The organism is Samsonia erythrinae (assembly GCF_004342665.1).
Classification (GTDB): Bacteria; Pseudomonadota; Gammaproteobacteria; order Enterobacterales; family Enterobacteriaceae; genus Samsonia; species Samsonia erythrinae.
In genome coordinates this window covers 30,707-51,141 of record NZ_SMBY01000010.1, presented here as the reverse complement: position 1 = coordinate 51,141, position 20,435 = coordinate 30,707, and the positions used below count along the sequence as shown (strand labels likewise).

At 54.6% G+C, this 20,435-nt stretch carries 14 protein-coding genes; 5 read left to right on the top strand and 9 right to left on the bottom strand.

Features of this window, described 5'->3' with window-relative positions:
• Positions 1-340: 340 nt before the first annotated feature.
• Positions 341-1,693, bottom strand: coding sequence for an MFS transporter (locus tag EDC54_RS14230; protein ID WP_132457635.1), 1,353 nt, complete (start codon positions 1,691-1,693; stop codon positions 341-343).
• Positions 1,694-2,235: 542 nt separating this feature from the next.
• Here EDC54_RS14230 and garD point away from each other — a divergent pair.
• Complete coding sequence (gene garD / locus EDC54_RS14225; protein WP_132457632.1) at positions 2,236-3,810, top strand: galactarate dehydratase; 1,575 nt, start codon at positions 2,236-2,238, stop codon at positions 3,808-3,810.
• 679 nt (positions 3,811-4,489) lie between these two features.
• Complete coding sequence (locus EDC54_RS14220; protein WP_196238459.1) at positions 4,490-6,025, top strand: methyl-accepting chemotaxis protein; 1,536 nt, start codon at positions 4,490-4,492, stop codon at positions 6,023-6,025.
• A 92-nt stretch (positions 6,026-6,117) separates the two neighbouring features.
• Here the strand turns inward: EDC54_RS14220 and EDC54_RS14215 are convergent, their stop codons facing one another.
• The 5 genes from EDC54_RS14215 to EDC54_RS14195 form a co-directional block, all read right to left on the bottom strand.
• Positions 6,118-6,333: a DUF3820 family protein gene (locus EDC54_RS14215; protein ID WP_132457629.1), complete on the bottom strand. Its 216-nt coding sequence runs from the start codon at positions 6,331-6,333 to the stop codon at positions 6,118-6,120.
• Between the two features lie 4 nt (positions 6,334-6,337).
• Positions 6,338-8,392, bottom strand: a complete 2,055-nt coding sequence (gene ligA / locus EDC54_RS14210; RefSeq protein WP_132457626.1) for an NAD-dependent DNA ligase LigA — start codon at positions 8,390-8,392, stop codon at positions 6,338-6,340.
• A 123-nt stretch (positions 8,393-8,515) separates the two neighbouring features.
• Complete coding sequence (hldE, locus tag EDC54_RS14205) at positions 8,516-9,952, bottom strand: bifunctional D-glycero-beta-D-manno-heptose-7-phosphate kinase/D-glycero-beta-D-manno-heptose 1-phosphate adenylyltransferase HldE (RefSeq protein WP_132457623.1); 1,437 nt, start codon at positions 9,950-9,952, stop codon at positions 8,516-8,518.
• A 129-nt stretch (positions 9,953-10,081) separates the two neighbouring features.
• Positions 10,082-12,937 (bottom strand): bifunctional [glutamate--ammonia ligase]-adenylyl-L-tyrosine phosphorylase/[glutamate--ammonia-ligase] adenylyltransferase, encoded by a 2,856-nt coding sequence (glnE, locus tag EDC54_RS14200; RefSeq protein WP_132457620.1) that lies wholly within the window; start codon positions 12,935-12,937, stop codon positions 10,082-10,084.
• Between the two features lie 52 nt (positions 12,938-12,989).
• Complete coding sequence (locus tag EDC54_RS14195; RefSeq protein WP_132457617.1) at positions 12,990-14,321, bottom strand: CYTH domain-containing protein; 1,332 nt, start codon at positions 14,319-14,321, stop codon at positions 12,990-12,992.
• 263 nt (positions 14,322-14,584) lie between these two features.
• Here EDC54_RS14195 and EDC54_RS14190 point away from each other — a divergent pair, with 263 nt between their 5' ends.
• Entirely contained in the window at positions 14,585-15,205 is a 621-nt protein-coding gene (locus tag EDC54_RS14190) for a TIGR04211 family SH3 domain-containing protein (protein ID WP_132457614.1), read from the top strand.
• Between the two features lie 109 nt (positions 15,206-15,314).
• Complete coding sequence (locus tag EDC54_RS14185) at positions 15,315-16,559, top strand: multifunctional CCA addition/repair protein (protein WP_132457611.1); 1,245 nt, start codon at positions 15,315-15,317, stop codon at positions 16,557-16,559.
• Positions 16,560-16,604: 45 nt separating this feature from the next.
• On the opposite strand, the gene bacA is transcribed toward EDC54_RS14185, so the two are convergent.
• On the bottom strand, positions 16,605-17,423 hold the full coding sequence (gene bacA / locus EDC54_RS14180) for an undecaprenyl-diphosphate phosphatase (protein WP_132457609.1): 819 nt from the start codon (positions 17,421-17,423) through the stop codon (positions 16,605-16,607).
• Positions 17,424-17,633: 210 nt separating this feature from the next.
• Positions 17,634-17,987 (bottom strand): bifunctional dihydroneopterin aldolase/7,8-dihydroneopterin epimerase, encoded by a 354-nt coding sequence (gene folB, locus EDC54_RS14175; protein ID WP_132457606.1) that lies wholly within the window; start codon positions 17,985-17,987, stop codon positions 17,634-17,636.
• Between the two features lie 122 nt (positions 17,988-18,109).
• Between folB and plsY the strand changes: the two genes are divergently transcribed.
• Positions 18,110-18,745 (top strand): glycerol-3-phosphate 1-O-acyltransferase PlsY, encoded by a 636-nt coding sequence (gene plsY, locus EDC54_RS14170; protein ID WP_132457603.1) that lies wholly within the window; start codon positions 18,110-18,112, stop codon positions 18,743-18,745.
• Between the two features lie 70 nt (positions 18,746-18,815).
• Here the strand turns inward: plsY and EDC54_RS14165 are convergent, their stop codons facing one another.
• Entirely contained in the window at positions 18,816-20,402 is a 1,587-nt protein-coding gene (locus tag EDC54_RS14165; RefSeq protein ID WP_132457600.1) for a methyl-accepting chemotaxis protein, read from the bottom strand.
• Between the last annotated feature and the right edge of the window lie 33 nt (positions 20,403-20,435).

Here is a 20,435-nt window from a genome sequence, read left to right as displayed (position 1 = left end):
AAGTTTTCTTATTTCACAACTCATTGGGCAATAGCACAGCATTCCCCAGCTAAATACAGATTAAATATGTCATTATCACAGGCCAATGGGAGGTATTTCACGAAAACCGGTAAAAGTAAATTTTCGTCTTACAAACGCATCGTCGCGGCCCGCGATTGGGAATAGCGAGCTCCCGTTTTTATGGGAATGAATGGTAGAAAATTGGTAGAAGATTAATAGCAAAACGCCGCGCCATCAGTGTGATAGCACAGCGTTTTATGGAGTTGCCTCCCCCGTGATATATCGTGCCGCATGTACGCAGGCTGCAATATTTACCGGTGACAGGCATCGCGCTGTTGCATTATTTAACGAACGGTTTTAATTCGATGCGCTTAATGTCTTGCACGATGAACAGGTAGCTGATAATCGCCACCGCGGCATGAATACCGACGTAGACCAGACCGCCGCTGAACGACCCCGTCATACCGATGATGTAACCAATCGCAATCGGCGTCACAATGCCGGATGCATTACCAAAGGTGTTAAATAACCCTCCGCTTAAGCCACTGATCTCTTTCGGCGCCGTATCCGCCATCACCGCCCAGCCCAGCGCCCCGATGCCTTTACCGAAGAATGCCAGCGCCATGACCGCAATAACCACCCACTCGGTTTCGACATAGTTACAGACCACCATCGACATCGAAAGCAGCATCCCCAGCACGATGGGTGTTTTACGGGCGAACGTCAGCGAATTTGTGCGCCGCATCAGATAATCGGAAATAACCCCGCCCAGCACGCCGCCAATAAACCCGCAGATCGCCGGGACGGAAGCCACAAACCCGGCTTTGAGAATCGACATGCCACGCGCCTGCACCAAATACAGAGGGAACCAGGTAATGAAGAAGTAGGTCAACGCGTTAATACAATACTGTCCGATATAGATGCCCATCATCATGCGCGAAGTGAGCAACTGTTTGACCTGATGCCATTTCTCCCCTTTTACGGCGGCTTTTTTCGCCCCTTTGACATCCATATTGACCAACGCGCCGCCGGCTTCAATATAATCCAGCTCGGCCTGATTCACGCCCGGATGATCTTTGGGATCGTGGATCACTTTCAGCCAGACAAAGCTGATGATGAGCCCCAGCCCGCCCATGAACCAGAACACATGCGCCCACCCCACGGCGTGGGTCAGCCAGCCCATAATCGGTGCGAAGATGACCGTGGCAAAATATTGCGCGGAGTTAAAAATAGCGACCGCCGTCCCGCGCTCCTGTGCCGGGAACCAGGCGGCCACAATCCGGCTATTTCCCGGGAAGGAGGGAGACTCACACAGCCCGACCATAAAACGCAGGAAGAACAACGCGATGACGATAGACGCCGTGGTAGGGAAGAGATCGACGAAACCCTGCAACAGGGTAAACATCGACCAAGTAAAGATACTCCAGAAATAAACTCGTTTGGAACCGAAGCGATCGAGCAGCCACCCACCCGGGATCTGTCCAATAACGTAGGCCCAGGAAAAAGCAGAGAAGATATAACCCATCCCTACGGCATCCAGCCCAATCTCTTTTGACATTGCGGAGCCAGCGATGGACAACGTGGCGCGATCGCCATAGTTAAATGATGTGACAATAAACAACATCACGACAATCCAGTAGCGGGCGTTTGTTCTCTTTTGTATCGCGCCAGCTGCTGAGCTTACTGTATTCATGATGAACTCCTGCTTCAATCGCGGTTCGTTCATTCATTCCGGATAACAGATAACGATGTAGGGTTATCAGAATGAAGACTCAATGGATGGTTAAAATTGCCATTTTATTTTTTGCGAATAGCCAGGCTATCTGGCTTCAGAGTAATTAGCTGACATCTTCAACTCGCAGGGCCATTATAATTTTTACCTACTGGCTGCTCACTAGAGAAAAGCACAACATTAAAAATATCCTTTTTGATATGTTGGTGCACTTGCCCTATTCAATGCGAGGTGTTTCACGAAAAACACCGCTATTCTCTTTTTTCATCGGGAAATATTATTGCTATTTCAGGCAGTGAAACAGCGATGGTATGGAATGTGATCAAACTCACCTGAAATTGTTATTTCGCCCTATAAGGAACGAATAAAAAAAGCCGGCTTAGGTCAGTTGCATAATGTATGCGCCGTAAAGCCCACGTATACTGATTTAATGAGCAATGAAGTTAATCATGTGCCAGTGTCCGCACTGCACGACTGACAAACAAATAATAAAGGCTTTCACTATGTCAGATAAATCAGAAATTAATGCTGCACAAGAACAGCCGCTTTATATTAAGGTTCACGAATCCGATAATGTCGCCATTGTTGTTAATAATAATGGCTTACGTGCCGGAACCCGTTTTAATGATGGCCTGGAATTAATTGAGCATGTGCCGCAGGGACATAAAGTGGCCCTGGTTGATATTGCCAAATCCGGCGCCATTATTCGCTACGGCGAAATTATTGGCTATGCGCTGCGCGATATTGCCAAAGGGAGCTGGATTGACGAATCGCTGGTCGAACTGCCTCAGGCGCCCGCGCTGGAAACGCTGCCGCTCGCCACCAGGGTTCCGCCTCCTCTTCCGCCGTTGGAAGGCTATACTTTCGAAGGCTACCGTAACGCCGACGGCAGCGTCGGCACCAAGAATCTGTTGGGTATTAGCACCAGCGTACACTGTGTCGCCGGCGTGGTGGATTATGTCGTCAAAATCATAGAGCGGGATTTATTGCCCAATTACCCGAACGTAGACGGCGTCGTCGCACTCAATCACCTCTACGGCTGCGGCGTCGCAATTAATGCTCCGGCGGCGATTGTCCCCATCCGTACCCTTCATAACCTGACGCTGAACCCGAATTTCGGCGGTGAAATACTGGTGGTGGGCCTGGGATGTGAAAAATTACAACCGGAGCGCCTGCTGGAAGGCACGCCGGACGTACAGGCGATTTCGCTGGATGACACCAGTATTGTGCGCTTGCAGGATGAACACCACGTCGGCTTCCGCTCGATGGTGGATGACATTCTCACCATGGCGGACAAACACCTGCAACGACTGAATCAACGCCAGCGCGTGACCTGCCCGGCATCCGAGCTGGTTGTGGGAATGCAGTGCGGCGGCAGCGATGCGTTTTCCGGCGTCACCGCCAACCCCGCCGTTGGCTTTACGTCCGACCTGCTGGTGCGCTGCGGCGCGACCGTCATGTTTTCCGAAGTTACTGAAGTGCGCGACGCTATTCATCTGTTAACGCCGCGTGCGGTGAATGAAGACGTCGGTAAACGTCTGCTGGAAGAGATGGCCTGGTATGATAACTATCTCGACAGCGGCCAGACCGACCGCAGCGCCAACCCCTCGCCGGGCAATAAAAAAGGCGGTCTGGCGAATGTGGTGGAAAAGGCGCTCGGCTCTATCGCTAAATCCGGCACCAGCGCGATTGTCGAAGTGCTGTCCCCCGGTCAGCGCCCCACCAAACGCGGGCTCATTTATGCCGCGACGCCGGCCAGCGACTTTGTGTGCGGCACTCAGCAGCTTGCCTCTGGCATCACCGTGCAGGTTTTCACCACCGGTCGCGGCACGCCTTATGGCCTACTGGCCGTACCGGTGATTAAAATGGCGACTCGCACCGCGCTGGCAAACCGCTGGCATGACCTGATGGATATCGACGCCGGCACCATCGCCACCGGAGAGGCCACGATCGAAGAGGTGGGCTGGCAGCTTTTCCACTTCATTCTGGATATCGCCAGCGGCAAGAAAAAAACCTGGTCCGATCAATGGGGGCTGCATAACGCATTGGCGGTCTTCAACCCGGCGCCGGTCACCTGATGATTTTTCCCCGCAGGCCGGATAATCGATCCGACCTGCGGATAACGCAGGACGATATATTTGATCTGGAATAAATTACGCCGTTTAAAAAAACAAAAACAGGTCAAAATAAAACAGCGGACATCATTACAGCAACATCCAATTCCACCAGAGAAAACAAAAAATAAAAAATAAATTAACAAACAAGTTATTCCATCATCAATTAACCCTCATCCGGCATCGACTTTTCAAACCATTCATCGTCATCCCGCCAGCTATTTCCAATCCTTTTCCCTTAATTATTTATTGCAAACAAAATGAATCAATTGACAGGGTAATCGTCCTCATCATAAATTGGCACGCGCTGAAAAGCGCGCTGACATTAATACCGATTTATGACAAAACACGCCTATAAAAACATCCGTACGTGCAATATCGGGCGATAGCCTGTTTATTATAAATAATGTCTGGCATCGGTTTTTTATATGAGCACGTTAGATACTCAAAAAATTTCAGCATACTTATTTGAATAATTTGAATATATACATAGCCTATATCCCTGACAGATTTCACAGCGATAGCCATACGGCGGCTCGGCTGTGCTTCAGACGCTGATATCACCAACGCGGCTGAAGCCAAAAGAACCGCACGTCTGACCAAACCTGAACGCTGAGCGGGATTAAGCACGCCGGGGTTTCTAATGAGATTAAACACGCCTGTCACACAGCAGGAATATCTGTTAGACATGGACACCATATTGATGTCCACGACAAATATTCATAGCCATATCACGTATGCTAACTCGGCATTCATCAGAGTCAGCGGTTTTTCCGAAGAACAACTCATCAATCAGCCGCACAATATCGTGCGCCATCCTGATATGCCCGCAGAAGCCTTTGCCGATATGTGGTTTACGCTGCAACACGGCGACAGCTGGACCGGACTGGTAAAAAATCGTCGCAACAACGGCGACCACTATTGGGTTCGCGCCAATGTGACGCCGGTTTACCATCATGACCAACTCACCGGCTACATCTCAGTGCGCAATACCCCCAGCGCCGAAGAAATCAAATCCGCCGAGCTGCTGTATGATGCCGTGAAGAAAAAACAGGCGGGAAAGCGCAGATTCTACAAAGGGTTGGTGGTTCGCACCGGGCTCTTTTCCCCGCTATCGCTGTTGCAAAAATTGTCCGTTCGCTGGCGCTTACGCGCGGCGTTAGTTGCTGCGGGGCTCATCCCCTGCCTGCTCGCTTTCAGCGGTATGAATCCACTGTGGCTATTGGTACTGACGCTGCTGCTGCTCGTCGGCACGGATGTGTTTTTGCAAAAACACATCTCCCAGCCGTTGAGAGTGATACTAAAGCAGGCCCAGCATGTGGTATCAGGCCGCAAAGTAAAACATATTCACCTGAATCGGGTTGATGAAATCGGCCTGCTGTTACGCGCGATTAACCAGTTTGGGTTGAACCTGCACTCGCTTGTCGATGACGTCGGCACACAGGTACGGGGGATTACCACTGTCAGCAATAAACTGGCGGAAAACAATGTCGATCTGAATACCCGGACGGAAGAAACGACAGCCAATCTGCAACAAACCGCCGCGGCCATTGAACAAATCACCGTTGCCGTACAGCAGAGTGCGGCAACCGCGACTCAGGCAACAACCGTGGCTGAAACCGCCAGCCATGTCGCGTTAAAAGGTGGCGACATGATGAAGGAAACCATCGGCATGATGGGTTCCATTTCCAGCGCCAGCGACAAAATCGTTGATATTATCGGCGTGATAGACAGCATCGCCTTCCAGACCAACATCCTTGCGCTGAATGCCGCGGTTGAAGCGGCGCGGGCAGGCGTACAGGGCCGGGGATTTTCCGTCGTTGCTGCCGAAGTCCGCAATCTGGCACAGCATTCCGCCTCCGCGGCCAAAGAGATTAAAGCGCTGATCGATGCCAACGTCGAAAGTGTCAAGCAGGGCCGCGTGATGGTCGAAAGCGCCGGTAACCATATCAGTGACATCGTGAATGAAGTCCTGCAAGTTTCCACGCTAATCAAAGAGATCAGCAACGCAACGCATGAACAAACTGCCGCGCTGGGCCTCATCAATACGTCGATTGCACAAATAGAGCAAATGACGCAGCGCAATACCGATATGGTGACTCAATCGACCGAAGCCGCTGAAGATCTTAATCGCCAGGCCCTACGCCTGAGTAGCGCGATTAACGTGTATGGCCGCTGAGGATTTATTTTATCAAGATTGCCGAAAGGAGTAGCCCCCCCTTCGGCATCAGAAGAATATGAAGGAAAGCCCGGCGGTAAGCGCCCGCCGGTTCAGGGACGTTTCAGGGGCGTCACCAGCCCTTGCAGCCCTTCGATTTTAATGGCTAACGTAAGCTGCATTAACTCTCCCAGGCGACCTTTAGGAAATTCGCCCTTGCGGGAAAACCACAGCAGATACTCTTCCGGCAAATCGATCAATACCCGCCCTTTATATTTACCAAAAGGCATTTGCACGGCCGCGATCTCGATCAGGTCCTCTTTCTCCACCCGCTTACTCTCCCAATAGCCGGATCATTTCCGCTTCATCGATCACGGCAATTCCCAGCTCCTGCGCTTTCACCAGTTTGGAGCCTGCGGCTTCCCCGGCGATCACCAGATCGGTTTTCTTCGAGACGCTGCCGCTCACCTTTGCCCCTAGCGCCGTTAGCCGATCTTTAGCTTCATCGCGGGACAGGAGACTCAGCGACCCGGTCAACACGACCGTTTTTCCGGCAAACGGGCTATCGATCTCTTCCGCGTTGACCACCTGAACCTCTGGCCAGTGGACGTTGATACCCGCAGGATCGGTCAATTCACGAATAACGGTTTGATTGTGCTCTTCCTCAAGAAAATGACGTACGTGCGCAGCCACAACTTTCCCCACATCCGGCACCGCCAGAAGCGCTTCTTCATCAGCCGCAAACAGCGCCTCCAGTGAACCAAAATGCGCGGCCAGATTAGCCGCCGTCGACTCCCCGACATCGCGGATCCCCAATGCATACAGGAAACGCGCCAGCGTGGTGCTTTTCGCCTTTTCCAACGCATTGACTAGATTGGTCGCGGATTTTGGCCCCATGCGATCCAGCCCCGTCAGGAGCCCGGCGCTCAGGCGGAACAGATCGGCTGGCGTTTTCACGTACTCTTTTTCCACCAGTTGATCGATGATCTTATCGCCCATGCCCTCGACATCCAGCGCACGACGGGAAACAAAATGCTTTAGCGCTTCTTTACGCTGAGCGCCGCAGATCAACCCGCCGGTACAACGCGTGACGGCTTCTCCTTCCACCCGTTCCACATCAGATCCACACACGGGACAGGCGACAGGGAAAACGATCGGTTGCACCGTTGCTGGCCGTTCAGATTCGACAATACCGACAATCTGCGGGATCACATCCCCCGCGCGCCGCACAATCACACGATCACCAATCTGCAACCCCAGCCGTTCAATCTCATCGGCATTGTGCAGCGTGGCGTTGCTGACAATCACACCGGCGACCGCGACCGGTTCCAGACGCGCAACTGGCGTAATGGCGCCCGTCCGGCCAACCTGAAATTCGACATCACGCACCCAGGTCAGCTGTTCCTGCGCCGGGAATTTAAAAGCCACAGCCCAACGCGGCGCACGGGCTACGAACCCTAAGCGCTCTTGCAGTTCCAGAGAGTCCACTTTGACGACCACACCGTCAATATCAAAGCCTAACGAGCTGCGCGTTTGCTCAATCTGGCGGTAATAATCGAGCACCTCGGACGGACCGGTACATCGCTTGATTTTATCGCTAACCGGCAACCCCCACGCCTTGAAGCGCATCAGGCGTTCCCAGTGACTGGCAGGCAGTTCTCCTCCCTCCAGCAAGCCAACGCCGTAACAGAAGAACGTCAGCGGGCGCTTCGCCGTAATACGCGGGTCAAGCTGACGCAACGACCCGGCCGCCGCGTTGCGCGGATTCGCAAACACCTTTCCCCCAGTGCGGCGGGCTTCTTCATTCAATTTCTCAAAGCCGCTGTGCCTCATAAACACTTCGCCGCGAACTTCGACACGACGCGGAATATTATCGCCTTCAAGGCGCAGCGGGATCGCCGCAATGGTTCGAATGTTGCTGGTAATATTTTCCCCTGTCGTCCCATCACCACGCGTGGCCGCCTGCACCAGCAGGCCATCTTCATACAACAGGCTGACCGCTAAACCGTCCAGCTTCAGCTCGCAGCAGAATGTCAGGTCGTCGCCGTTTTTCAGCCTGTCGCTAATGCGCTTGCTGAACGCCAGATAGCTCTCTTCATCAAATACGTTGTCCAATGACAGCATCGGCACTTCATGGCGCACCTGTTCAAAGGCCGCCAGCGGCGCAGCCCCCACGCGCTGGGTGGGAGAATCGCTGGTCACCAGTTCAGGGTGTTCCGCTTCTAAGGCTTTCAGTTCCTGCATCAGCTTGTCGTATTCGATATCAGGAATTTCGGGCGCATCTTCGACGTGATATTTGTATTCGTGATGGCGTAAAACCCGGCGCAACTCCGCGACCCGCAGTGCGAGCGCATTCACTTCGGCTGGTTCTTTCTTCACTGGTTTCATACCTGTTTTATCTGAGGTGTCGCCCTGTCGGCGTGATGATTGTTATGATCCCCGACCGTGATGTGCAGGGCGAGGATCATTAGCTTGCGGCCTGAACGGCATCGACGCCGTCAGCGATCTGTTTTAAGACTTAGACGCGCTGGCTTTAATCGTGTTGATGATGTTCGTCGTAGAACAACCGTCCTCAAAATTCAGCACCTTCACTTCCCCACCGTTAGCCCAGACTTCCTCACTACCGGCGATTTCATGCGGCTGATAGTCTCCGCCTTTCACCAGAATATCCGGCAGGATGCCGGCAATCAGCCTTTGCGGGGTATCCTCTTCAAAGGGCACAACCCAGTCAACCGCCTCCAGCGCCCCCAGGACAATCATGCGCTGAGGCAGGGGATTGACGGGACGCGTCGGCCCCTTCAGACGTTGGGTTGAGGCATCGCTGTTTACCGCCACAATTAAGCGGTCGCCAAGCTTGCGGGCGTTTGCCAGATAGGACACGTGCCCGGCATGCAGGATATCGAAACAACCGTTAGTCATCACGATCTTCTCACCCCGCTGGCGCGCCAGTTCAACGGCATCTTTCAGCTGTTGTTCCGTCATCACGCCAAACCCGGTATCGGCACGGCCACGGACGGCATTTTCCAGCTCAATCGGAGTTACCGTTGAGGTTCCCAGCTTACCGACCACCACGCCTGCGGCGGCATTCGCCAGGAAGCAGGCTTCATCCAGCGGGTTGCCCGCCGCCAGCGCTGCTGCCAGCACCCCAATCACCGTATCGCCCGCACCGGTCACGTCATACACTTCCTGCGCCTGCGTTGGCAAATGCAGCGGGGCTTGACCCGGCTGTAACAGCGTCATGCCCTGCTCGGAGCGGGTAATCAGCAACGCAGAGAGATCGTAATCGGCCACCAGTTGCATGCCGCGATCAACCAGTTCCTGTTCCGTTTTACAACGCCCTGCCACAGCTTCAAATTCAGACAGGTTCGGCGTCAACAGCGTCGCGCCGCGGTAGCGGGCAAAGTCGGTGCCTTTCGGGTCAATCAGCACCGGAACCCCCGCCGCTTTCGCGGTCTGAATCATGATTTGCACTTGCGCTAATGCGCCTTTTGCATAGTCAGACAACACCAGCGCACCAATTTTCGGCAGCGCCAGTTGAATACGTTCGACAATCGGCTGGGGATCAATGCCCGCAAAACCTTCTTCGAAATCCAGTCGGATCAATTGCTGATTACGCGACAGCACGCGCAGCTTGGTGATGGTCGGATGTGTGGGAACAGAGACAAAATCACACTTTACGTTCACTTCGCCCAGCTTGGCGTTCAGCGCGCGGGCCGCATCATCAATTCCGGTGAGCCCCACCAGACGTGCCCCCGCCCCCAGCGCGGCAATGTTCATCGCGACGTTCGCCGCGCCGCCGGGTCGCTCTTCTATCGTATCAACCTTGACCACCGGCACCGGCGCCTCGGGTGAAATCCGGCTGGTCGGCCCATACCAGTATCGATCCAGCATGACATCCCCAACCACTAACACATTCGCTTGACGGAAATCAGGCAGCGTCACTTTCATCCTCTACTCCAGGCTTATTTCGCATAATGCGCGTAAAACTCTCTGCGTACATACTATCACAGGCACCCTCATGACACGCCACCGCACCGTGGCGCTCGCTGCATGGCGGCGATATCCCATGAAAGAACCTTACGCGCCCGACAACCATTTATTCCAACTGACCAGCACCTGCTCTCGCTCAGCAACGAACCGATCTTTGCTGACCCGTCCTGACAATTCCTGCAACGCCAGACGGTGCAATGCATCACGCATGGTCACGTAGGCCAGCTTGAGCGCATTGGCTTCGCGCTCTTCCATCACGCCATGCTGCGCCAACAGGTCCAGAATACGCACATTGTCCGACCAACGGGTTAAACGCGGCTCCTGCGCGGCGTAACGCAGCACCAGATACTGGACGATAAATTCAATGTCCGTAATCCCGCCCGCGTCGGTTTTTATATCAAAAAGCGCTTTATCTTTGTTTGCCAGATGCTGACGCATTTTTTCCCGCATCTCACGCACTTCGGTACGCAGGGTGTCTGCGTCACGCGCCGTGCAGAGAATACGGCGGCGAATGGACTCGAATTTCTGCTGCACGCCGCTTTCGCCGTATACCATACGCGCCCGTACCAGCGCCTGATGCTCCCACGTCCATGCCTCATTGCGCTGATAGTCGTCGAACGCTTCAATCGTGCTCACCAGCATACCGGCGGCGCCCGACGGCCTCAGACGGGCATCCACTTCATACAGAATGCCTGATGACGTGCGGGTGCTAAACAGGTGCATGACGCGCTGCGCAAGGCGCAGATAAAACTGGCGACCATCGATACTGCGTTCACCATCCGTCATGACATCCGCCGGACAGTCCAGTAAAAACACCAGATCCAGATCGGAACGGTAACCCAGTTCCCAGCCCCCCAGCTTGCCATAAGCAATGACGGCAAACCCGCGTCCTTCCCGATGCTGCAAATGGGAAGGCTGACCATAGCGCTGCACCATCTGCCCCCACGCTTGCTGAACGACCGCGGCAATAATCGCTTCCGCCAGATAGGTTAAGTGGTCGCTTACTTTCATCACCGGCAGCACGCCGCCGATGTCGCCGGCGGCAATGCGTAATAACTGAGACTGTTTGAACTGGCGCACCGCCTCTAACTGTTGCTCTTCATCATCCTCAGGCACACGCAGCAAATACTGACGTAGCTCATCGGAATACGCCTCCGGCGCCGTCGGCTGATACAGCGTCGAGGCGTCAAGCAGCTCATCCAGCAGCAGAGGATAACGCGCCAACTGGCTGGCAACCATCGGCGAAGCCTCGCACAGGCGGATCAACTGCGCCAGCGCGGCCCGGGACTCCAGCAACAGTTCGAGATAGGTAGTACGGGTGACGATCCCCAGCAGCAGCGGCGTCAAACGGGACAACACCGTATCCGCCTCCTGACGGGCGCAGACTTCCGCCAGCAAACACGGCATGAGTTGATCCAGCACATCACGTCCGCGCGGCCCTATTGTGCGTTTCGCCACGTCTTTACGAAATTCAACAACCGTCTTCATCAGCTGTTCACGTACCGCTTCCGTCAGGTGCGGCGTCAGCGGAGCCAGATCACCGTCATCCAGCGCGTCCTGCCACAGGCTGCTGTAGCTGCCATGTTCGGGGATATCCTGACTGTCCGGCGCATCGTCGCCAATCAGATCGTCGAACACGCGGCGCACCGCCTGCATATGCTGTAACAGCGTTGAGTTCAATCGTTCCCAACGGTCAAACCCCATGCCCCACGCCAGCCGCTGCTGGTTCAATGCATCATCCGGCAACGTTTGCGTCTGCTCATCGGCAATGGCCTGCAACAGGTTTTCCAGCCGACGCAGAAACAGATACGATTCACTGAGATCGCGCACCTGCTGCGGCGTCAATAGCCCCAGCGTACCGATATGCTGGAGCGTAGGCAGCAGCGCGCGCGCCTGTAAACCCGGTTCACGCCCGCCGCGGATCAGTTGGAACACCTGGGTAATAAATTCGATCTCCCGGATGCCGCCTGCTCCCAGCTTGATGTTATTACGCAAATCCCGACGCCTGACCTCACGGGCAATCATGCTTTTCATATTGCGCAGCGACTGAATCACGCTGAAATCGATGTAGCGACGAAAGACGAAGGGCTTCAGCATACGGCGTAACTCCTGACTGTAAGCATCCTCCATCCCTCCCATCAGGCGGGCTTTGACCATTGCGTAGCGCTCCCAGTCCCGCCCTTGTTCCTGATAGTAATCCTCCATCGCCGCGAAGCTGAACACCAGTGGCCCGCTGTCGCCAAAGGGACGCAACCGCATATCCACACGGTAAACGAAACCATCGAACGTCGGCTGATCCAGCACCTTGATGAGCCGCTGTCCCAGGCGGGTGAAAAACTGCGCGTTATCCAACTCGCGTCGTCCGCCCTGCGTTTGACCATTTTCGGGATAGACAAAGATCAGGTCGATATCCGAAGAGAAGTTAAGCTCGCCGCCGCCCAGCTTGCCCATTCCCAGAATCAGCAACGGCTGAGCGACGCCCTGCGCGTTGCAGGGCGTCCCCCACTCACGGCAACAGGCCTGATACAGCCAGTCTCTGGCGGCGACAATCATCGCCTCGGCCAGTTCGCTGAGCTGACGCAGCGTCTGTTCCGTCGAACTGGTTTGCAACGCCTGCGACCATGCAATTCGCGTTAACATCTGGCGGCGGAACCGACGCAACGTCGCCATCAGCGTATTCTCATCGGTCACGCTGGCCATCGCGTCATTCAACACGTCGGCGTAGTGTCGCCACTCTTCCGGCTGCGGCGGTTGTTGATGGATCCGTTGCCACCAGTCGGGGTGCAGCACCAGCGCATCGCTGACAAAATCACTCAATGCCAGCACGGCAGCGTCGCTGTCTGATACCGGTTCATCAGGCGCCGCCTCGCGCAAACGCGATAACGCCCGCTGAGCATGTTCCGCTAAAAGCACTGGTAGAGCTGGCACAGGAAGTATCGACATGAGGGTTCCCTTGATGCGCCGCCTGTCCTCTCCGGCAAGCGGCCGTTAACGGTTACTGTCCGCCGCTATGTAACCAGAACGGAGACAACATCTGCGTCGCTTTACGGCAGGTTTCCAACTGCATCGCAGAGGCGCGATCGACGGCGAATTGTTCAACCGCCTGTAGCAACCCCCGCCAGTGTTCAACGTAAGCCTCTACCTGCTCTGCCGGATAAGCGCCGGATAAGAGAAGAAAAGCATAAAGAGAGCGTTGCAGACGGGGAGCTTGCTGTTCGTACTGTACCTCCGTCAGAGGGGAGGAAAATGCGCTTTTCAGCTCCGCTGCGGTGCGGCTCAGCATAATATCGGCAAAACGCTTGAAAGAGCCCTGTAGCTTAATGCGATCTTTATTATCCATATAATCGCGCCAGCCTGATTCGACCAGCCAGGAAGTCAGTACCAACTTACTTTGCAGATAGTCCACGCTATAACACATCTCCGCACCGTCGGGGCCTTGCAGACGGGCTTCCAGACTGGCAAGCGCAGAGCGAAAAAGCGTGGTGACTTTACGGGGTACGCCCCCCCCCACCAGCACCAGCATTTCCCGCATTAACGCGCTGGCCTGCGGCAGGGCCTCACGCGCGGCAGAATCACCTCTGACCCACAGTTCTTCATGGTACTGCCAGTGATTCAACGCCTGCTCCAGCGCCGCGCGAATGGCCTGATCGATATTGGCTTTCGCATCCACGACCAGCCGATTCAGGGGAAGACACGGACGAACCGGATTGCCTTTCGCCAGATGAGACCCCCGTGCGGCTTTACTGAGGCAGCCTTGTCGCAAACCGCCAAATTCCGCGATCTCTTTTGCCAACGCCAACAGATGGTGGGTCTGCCCCAGCTTTAGCTCCATTTCCAGTTCGCACAGGGGTTCGCTCAACGCGCCGGCACGAATTTCACCGCGATCCAGGGCGACTTCAATCACGCTTTGGTGGTAAGTAAACACCCACTTTTCACGGGTAAAATCCGTACTGAACAGCGGGATAAGCGACTGTTGCAGCGACGCCACATCGCAATCCTCCGGCCAAATCTCAACCGGAAACCGGCTGAGATCCAGCTCGGCATTTTCCAACGCGACATTGTATTCGGGGTGTTGGTGCAGCCCGGCAATCACCTTACCCGCAGTTTTCGCCGTCATCTCGTAGCGCTGGTTATCACCGCGGATGCGCAAACCAATGCCATTGCGGCGCAGGTAATTATCAGGCGTTTCGTAATAGGTATTGCTCAGGCGCTGAGCGCGCATGTGCTCATACTGGCTGTAATCACTCTCCCACTCAGCCAGCTGCGTCAGCAGCGATTCCACGCCGTCGGGATGAACAATAAACTTCAGTTCAATTTCTTCACTCATAGCATTCACAGCACCAGAATCGCGTTCATTATCATGTCAGTAAATAACATTTTACTTCACCTGACCACCCTTACCACACAGACTCTTTTTCACCTGCGAACAAGCGCGCATTTCTTATGCAAACATAATGTTGGCTACGCCCTTTTTCCTGCTTAACTCCCCGTTCGCCACCTTCTAAGACTGTTCTCATTTCGGTTTACACATTGCCTCGTCAGACTTAAGCCTCTACTATCAGACCACCATTCACGCAACATAATGATCTTATGCAGAAATTAGGCTTACTTTGTTTCACTTTATTTTCTCTCACGCTGAGCTGGAGCGCGCAGGCGGAAGAGAAACGCTTCATTTCCGATGAATTATTGACGTATGTCCATAGCGGCCCGGGCAATCAATACCGTATCGTCGGTACGTTGAATGCCGGCGATCAGGTCACGCTGCTCAGCGTGAACGAAAACGCAGGCTACGCGCAAATCCGTGATGAAAAAAATCGCACCACCTGGATACCGCTTGATCAGCTCAGCGAAACGCCAAGCCTGCGCACACGAGTACCGGAACTGGAAAATCAGGTCAAAGACCTGACCGAAAAACTGAATAATATCGATCAGACCTGGAACCAGCGGACGGCTGACATGCAGCAAAAAGTGGCAGCAAGCGATGATATTATCAACGGGTTACGCCAGGAAAATCAGGATCTGAAAAATCAACTTATCGTCGCGCAGAAGAAAGTCAGCGCGGCGAATGTCCAGTTGGACGATAAACAGCGGACTATCATCCTGCAATGGTTTATGTACGGCGGCGGTGTTGCCGGCATCGGTCTCCTGCTTGGTCTGTTGTTGCCGCACATCATCCCCCGCAAGAAGAAAAACGATCGCTGGATGAGCTAATCTGATGACATGCCTGCCGCCACGCAGGCATTTTTTTGCGCGGACAACGCCGCCACGTAAAGATGATAGAATGTTGCCAGATATTGGCCATTGATTCAGGAGCCCGACGTTGAAGATCTACCTTGTCGGCGGCGCTGTGCGGGACAGCCTGCTTGATTTACCCGTAACAGAGAAAGATTGGGTGGTGGTGGGCGCGACGCCAGAATGCCTGCTTGCGCAGGGCTACCAGCAGGTTGGAAAGGATTTTCCCGTCTTCTTACACCCCGTTAGCCGCGAGGAGTACGCGCTGGCCCGAACCGAACGCAAATCCGGCACGGGCTATACCGGTTTTGTCTGCCATGCCGCGCCGGATGTCACGTTAGAGCAGGATTTGCTACGCCGCGATTTAACCATCAACGCCATGGCGCGCACCGAGCAGGGCGACCTGATCGACCCTTATCATGGCCGCCGCGATCTTGAGAATCGCTTACTGCGCCACGTTTCCGATGCCTTCAGTGAAGATCCGTTACGGGTGTTGCGCGTTGCCCGTTTTGCGGCGCGTTTTGCCCATCTTGGCTTCCGGATTGCGGAAGAAACCATGACGCTGATGACAAAAATGACGCAGGGCGGGGAACTGGCTTATCTGACGCCAGAGCGCGTCTGGAAAGAGACGGAAAAAGCGCTCGGCACCGCCTCGCCGGCGGTCTATTTTCAGGTACTGCGACACTGTGGCGCGCTCGCCATCCTGTTCCCTGAGGTCGATAAGCTGTACGGCGTGCCTGCCCCGGCAAAATGGCATCCTGAAATCGACACGGGCATTCATACGATGATGACATTGGCAATGGCTGCCCGCCTCAGTCCGGAGATCGATGTGCGTTTTGCCGCGCTGTGCCACGATTTAGGGAAAGGGCTAACGCCCCGCGAATTATGGCCGAGCCACCACGGGCACGGCCCGGCCGGCGTCAAGCTGGTTGAGGCGCTGTGCCAGCGTTTGCGCGTGCCTAACCCCATCCGTGATTTGGCGAAACTGGTTGCGGAATACCACGATCTGATTCACACGGTGCAGGTGCTGCAACCGAAAACGTTGCTGAAGTTATTTGATGCGATCGACGTCTGGCGCAAGCCGCAGCGTCTGGCGCAGTTAGCGCTGACCAGCGAAGCCGACGCCAGAGGACGGACCGGTTTTGAAGAGCACCCTTATCCACAAGGCGACTACCTGCGAGAAGCCTTCCGCATCGCCAGTCAGGTCGGCAGCGCCGACGTTGTCGCCGACGGCTTTAAAGGCATTGACGTCCGCCATGAACTCACGCGCCGCCGTATACGCGCGCTGGCAGACTGGAAAGCGCAGCAGCCGGATGTATCCGCGACATCATAAAAGAAAGGCCGCGCAATGCGCGGCCTCTCGTTACCCGGACAACGTTTACATAAACACCATATAAACGACGCCCGCGACGATAAAACGATAAATCGCGAACGGCACAAACGAGATGCGTTTGATGACTTGCAGGAACGTTTTAATCGCAATCAGCGCCACGATAAACGCCGTCACAAACCCGACCGCAAACATCGGTACATCGGCCAGTGACAGGAAATGCCAGCTTTTGTAGAGATCCAGTACGGTCGCCCCCATCATCATCGGCACCGCCAGAATGAACGAAAACTCGGAAGCGGCATAACGACTGACCCCGACCAGCATCCCGCCGGAAATCGTCGCGCCGGAGCGTGAGAAACCGGGCCACAGCGCCAGACACTGAAAACAGCCAATCATAAACGCCTGACGATGCGTAATATCATCCAGCCCGACGGCAAGCGGTTTTTTAGGCTTAAGCCATTCAGCCGCTAATAACAGAAAGCCGCCGACCACCAGCGCATACATCACATTCTGTGGATAAAACAGCGATTTAATGACGTTATGGAAAACCAGTCCAAGCACCACCGCGGGGATCATCGCCAGCAAAATGTGCGTCAATTTCAGTCGGCCAGCCGTATGCCCTTCATGTGGCACACCACCAAAGTGAATGCCGATCAAACCAAAGAGACGACGCCAGAACATCGCGACGACCGCCAGAATAGAACCCAACTGAATAATGACTTCAAACGTTTTGGCTTTCTCGTCCGTAAACCCCAGCCAATGGCCCACAATGATCATATGCCCCGTAGACGATACGGGCAAAAACTCGGTCAATCCTTCGACCACGCCGAGAATAAATGCAATTAGCAATGAATGCAGGTCAGCCATCTAGAAATCCTTGCCTCTCATAAAAAAAACAGAATATCGCTTACTCGCAGAGCTGATAACGCTACACGCGTATCGGCGCCGGTGGGTGAAGCCGATATTTGCCAAAAAAAAAGCGGCGCGCACTTCCGCGAGCCGCTATAACAGGCTTATAGACTGGTTAGGTTACGATTTAGTTGCAAGTAATTCATTATTTATTCTGTTAAATCAGATTTATCGCGTACCGCGCTCAATAATCACCCCCACCTGACGCGCCTGCGCCACTGCGCCGGGTTTGCTGAGTTTGATGCGCAACCAGGGGATCGCGAAACGCTGCATTAACAGCTGTGCGACTTCTTCGGCCACGCGTTCTACCAGCGCAAAACGCTTACCGGCCACATGCGCAATCACCGCCTCACTGACATCAGCATAGCTCAGACAGTCGCGAACATCATCGCTGGCCGCAGCCTGACGGTTATCCCAGCCCAGTTCGATATCGAACACCAGTTTCTGCTGGATGGTCTGTTCCCAATCGTAAACGCCAATAGTAGTGATTACGGTAAGCTCTTCAATAAATACGATATCCATCACGCCATTCTCTGTTTTTGTCGCTGTCGGATACCACTTCCGACGGAATGTGCGTATTATCCACAGATGAGAAGAGTAAAACGACTCTTATTAAACATCCCTCAATTGAACGGAATGGCGTTATGAGTGTTATCGCGCTTGGTATGATAATAATCGCGTATCTGTGTGGATCGATTTCCAGCGCGATTTTGTTCTGCCGGATTGCCGGGCTCCCCGATCCTCGTCAACACGGCTCGAAGAATCCGGGAGCGACTAACGTACTGCGTATTGGCGGCAAGGCTGCCGCGGCGACCGTACTGGTTTTCGATGTGCTAAAAGGCATGTTGCCCGTTTGGGCGGCTTACGCGCTGGGCATCCCCCCGCTGTATCTTGGCTTGACCGCCATTGCCGCCTGCCTCGGCCATATCTATCCGATCTTTTTCCATTTTCGCGGCGGTAAAGGCGTCGCGACGGCCTTCGGCGCGATTGCCCCTATCGGTTGGGATCTGACGGGCGTGATGACAGGCACCTGGCTGCTGACCGTGCTGTTGAGCGGTTACTCCTCGCTTGGCGCCATCGTCAGCGCGCTCATCGCGCCGTTTTACGTTTGGTGGTTCAAACCCCAGTTCACCTTCCCGGTCGCGATGCTTTCCTGCCTGATATTGATGCGCCACCACGACAACATCCAGCGCCTATGGCGCGGACAGGAAGGCAAGATCTGGCATAAACTGCGCAAGAAGAAAAAACCAGAAGACGAACAAACGTCCCCAGAAGAGTGAGACGAAAAATTCCCGTTTTCACGGGAATTTTTTACGGGAGATATCCCTAAATCATTCGAGTTTCAGGCAGTTAGAACCGGCCAATCGCCGTAAATTCCTGCGGTTGGATTTTAAACTGCGCCATGCTTTCTGCCAGCAGGCGCGCCTGCTCTTCCAGTGAACGCGTCGCGGCTGCTGATTCCTCAACCAACGATGCATTTTGTTGCGCGACTTCATCCATCTGCGATACCGCCAGATTGACCTGCCCAATCCCGTTACTTTGTTCACGCGTCGCTGACGAAATCTCGCGCATCAGGGCCGTCACGCGCGCGACCGCATCCGAGACATCCCTCATCGTTTCGCCCGCGATTTTTGCCATGCTGGCGCCTTCACTGACGCGGCTTTGCGATTCTTCCATCAGCATTTTAATCTCTTTCGCCGACTGTGCGCTGCGCTGCGCCAGATTACGGACTTCACCGGCAACCACGGCAAACCCACGCCCTTGCTCGCCGGCTCGCGCCGCCTCAACCGCGGCATTCAGCGCCAGGATATTGGTTTGGAAAGCAATGCCGTCAATCACGGCCAGAATGTCGCCAATGCGTTCGGAACTGTTGGAGATCATCTGCATTTTCTCCATCATGTTCCCCACCGTCTTGCTCCCTTTATCCGCGATGTCAGATACATCCTGCGCCAGCGTGTGCGCCTGCTCCGCACTCTCGGCATTCAGCGCCACCGTCGCGGTCAGTTGCTCCATACTGGCGGCGGTTTCTTCCAGTGACGATGCCGACTCTTCCGTGCGGGCGGCCAGATGGGTATTGCCGGACGCCAGCTCCCGGGTTCCGACGTCAATCTGCATGCCGGCATCGCGAACGCGACCCACGGCGGTTGCCAGAGAAGACTGCATCGCCTTCATGGCCTGAACCAGTCGGCCAATCTCGTTGTTGCCGCCGTCAGCGATCGGCTGCGTCAAATCACCCCGGGCAATAAACTCCAGTTGTCTAACCGTTTCTTCCAGCGGAGACAGAATTGAGCGCTTCAACGCAATCCAGGTTGCCAGCACCAGCAGCAAAACGGACGCCAAAACCGCCCCGATGATGATCAACCGGCTGAACGCAAAACGCTGAGCTTCGACGAGCATACCTTCCCCCACCTCCAGAGCGAAATCGCGGAATTCGTTCGCCACTTTATCCATCTTCACGCTGAGCGGCGGCAGTACATCCTGCAATAGCACATAGTAAGCGTCGACGTCACCGCGCTTAAGCGCCGCGACCATCGGCTGGATCCCCTGACTCATGTATTGCTCGTAGTGAGTTTTTACCTCTTCCGCCATTTTGGCGCCGCGCTCCGTTACGGTGCCATAGGAAAGAAAACGCGCCATTTCTTTAGCGGAAAGCGCCATATAGGCTTCTGCGCGCGCGACTGAGGCATTAGCGAGATCGGTCAGACCGCTTTCCATCTGGCGTGCCGCCAGTGCCGCCCCCGTTCTGGCGCGAAGTGAAGCCGTGTAACTCCCCGCCAGCGCCGTCACTTCCTTGCCCTGAATCTTATCGATCTTGGTAAGCGAAGCGCTTCCCTGATTGATGGCGCTAACACCAATGCCGCAGACCAGCAATAAAAGCAGAACCATCATTCCCAACAGCGCAATCAAACTCGTCTTGATTGTTATATTCTTTAACATCTTATTTTCCCTGAAATGACAAGCAATAAACAA

What these genes read in the sequence shown, in the direction of transcription:
- EDC54_RS14230 (WP_132457635.1), bottom strand. Translation starts at nt 1,693, where the DNA reads ATGAATACAGTAAGCTCAGCAGCTGGCGCGATACAAAAGAGAACAAAC.
- garD (WP_132457632.1), top strand. Translation starts at nt 2,236, where the DNA reads ATGTCAGATAAATCAGAAATTAATGCTGCACAAGAACAGCCGCTTTAT.
- EDC54_RS14220 (WP_196238459.1), top strand. Translation starts at nt 4,490, where the DNA reads ATGAGATTAAACACGCCTGTCACACAGCAGGAATATCTGTTAGACATG.
- ligA (WP_132457626.1), bottom strand. Translation starts at nt 8,392, where the DNA reads ATGAAACCAGTGAAGAAAGAACCAGCCGAAGTGAATGCGCTCGCACTG.
- hldE (WP_132457623.1), bottom strand. Translation starts at nt 9,952, where the DNA reads ATGAAAGTGACGCTGCCTGATTTCCGTCAAGCGAATGTGTTAGTGGTT.
- glnE (WP_132457620.1), bottom strand. Translation starts at nt 12,937, where the DNA reads ATGTCGATACTTCCTGTGCCAGCTCTACCAGTGCTTTTAGCGGAACAT.
- EDC54_RS14195 (WP_132457617.1), bottom strand. Translation starts at nt 14,321, where the DNA reads ATGAGTGAAGAAATTGAACTGAAGTTTATTGTTCATCCCGACGGCGTG.
- EDC54_RS14190 (WP_132457614.1), top strand. Translation starts at nt 14,585, where the DNA reads ATGCAGAAATTAGGCTTACTTTGTTTCACTTTATTTTCTCTCACGCTG.
- bacA (WP_132457609.1), bottom strand. Translation starts at nt 17,423, where the DNA reads ATGGCTGACCTGCATTCATTGCTAATTGCATTTATTCTCGGCGTGGTC.
- folB (WP_132457606.1), bottom strand. Translation starts at nt 17,987, where the DNA reads ATGGATATCGTATTTATTGAAGAGCTTACCGTAATCACTACTATTGGC.
- plsY (WP_132457603.1), top strand. Translation starts at nt 18,110, where the DNA reads ATGAGTGTTATCGCGCTTGGTATGATAATAATCGCGTATCTGTGTGGA.
- EDC54_RS14165 (WP_132457600.1), bottom strand. Translation starts at nt 20,402, where the DNA reads ATGTTAAAGAATATAACAATCAAGACGAGTTTGATTGCGCTGTTGGGA.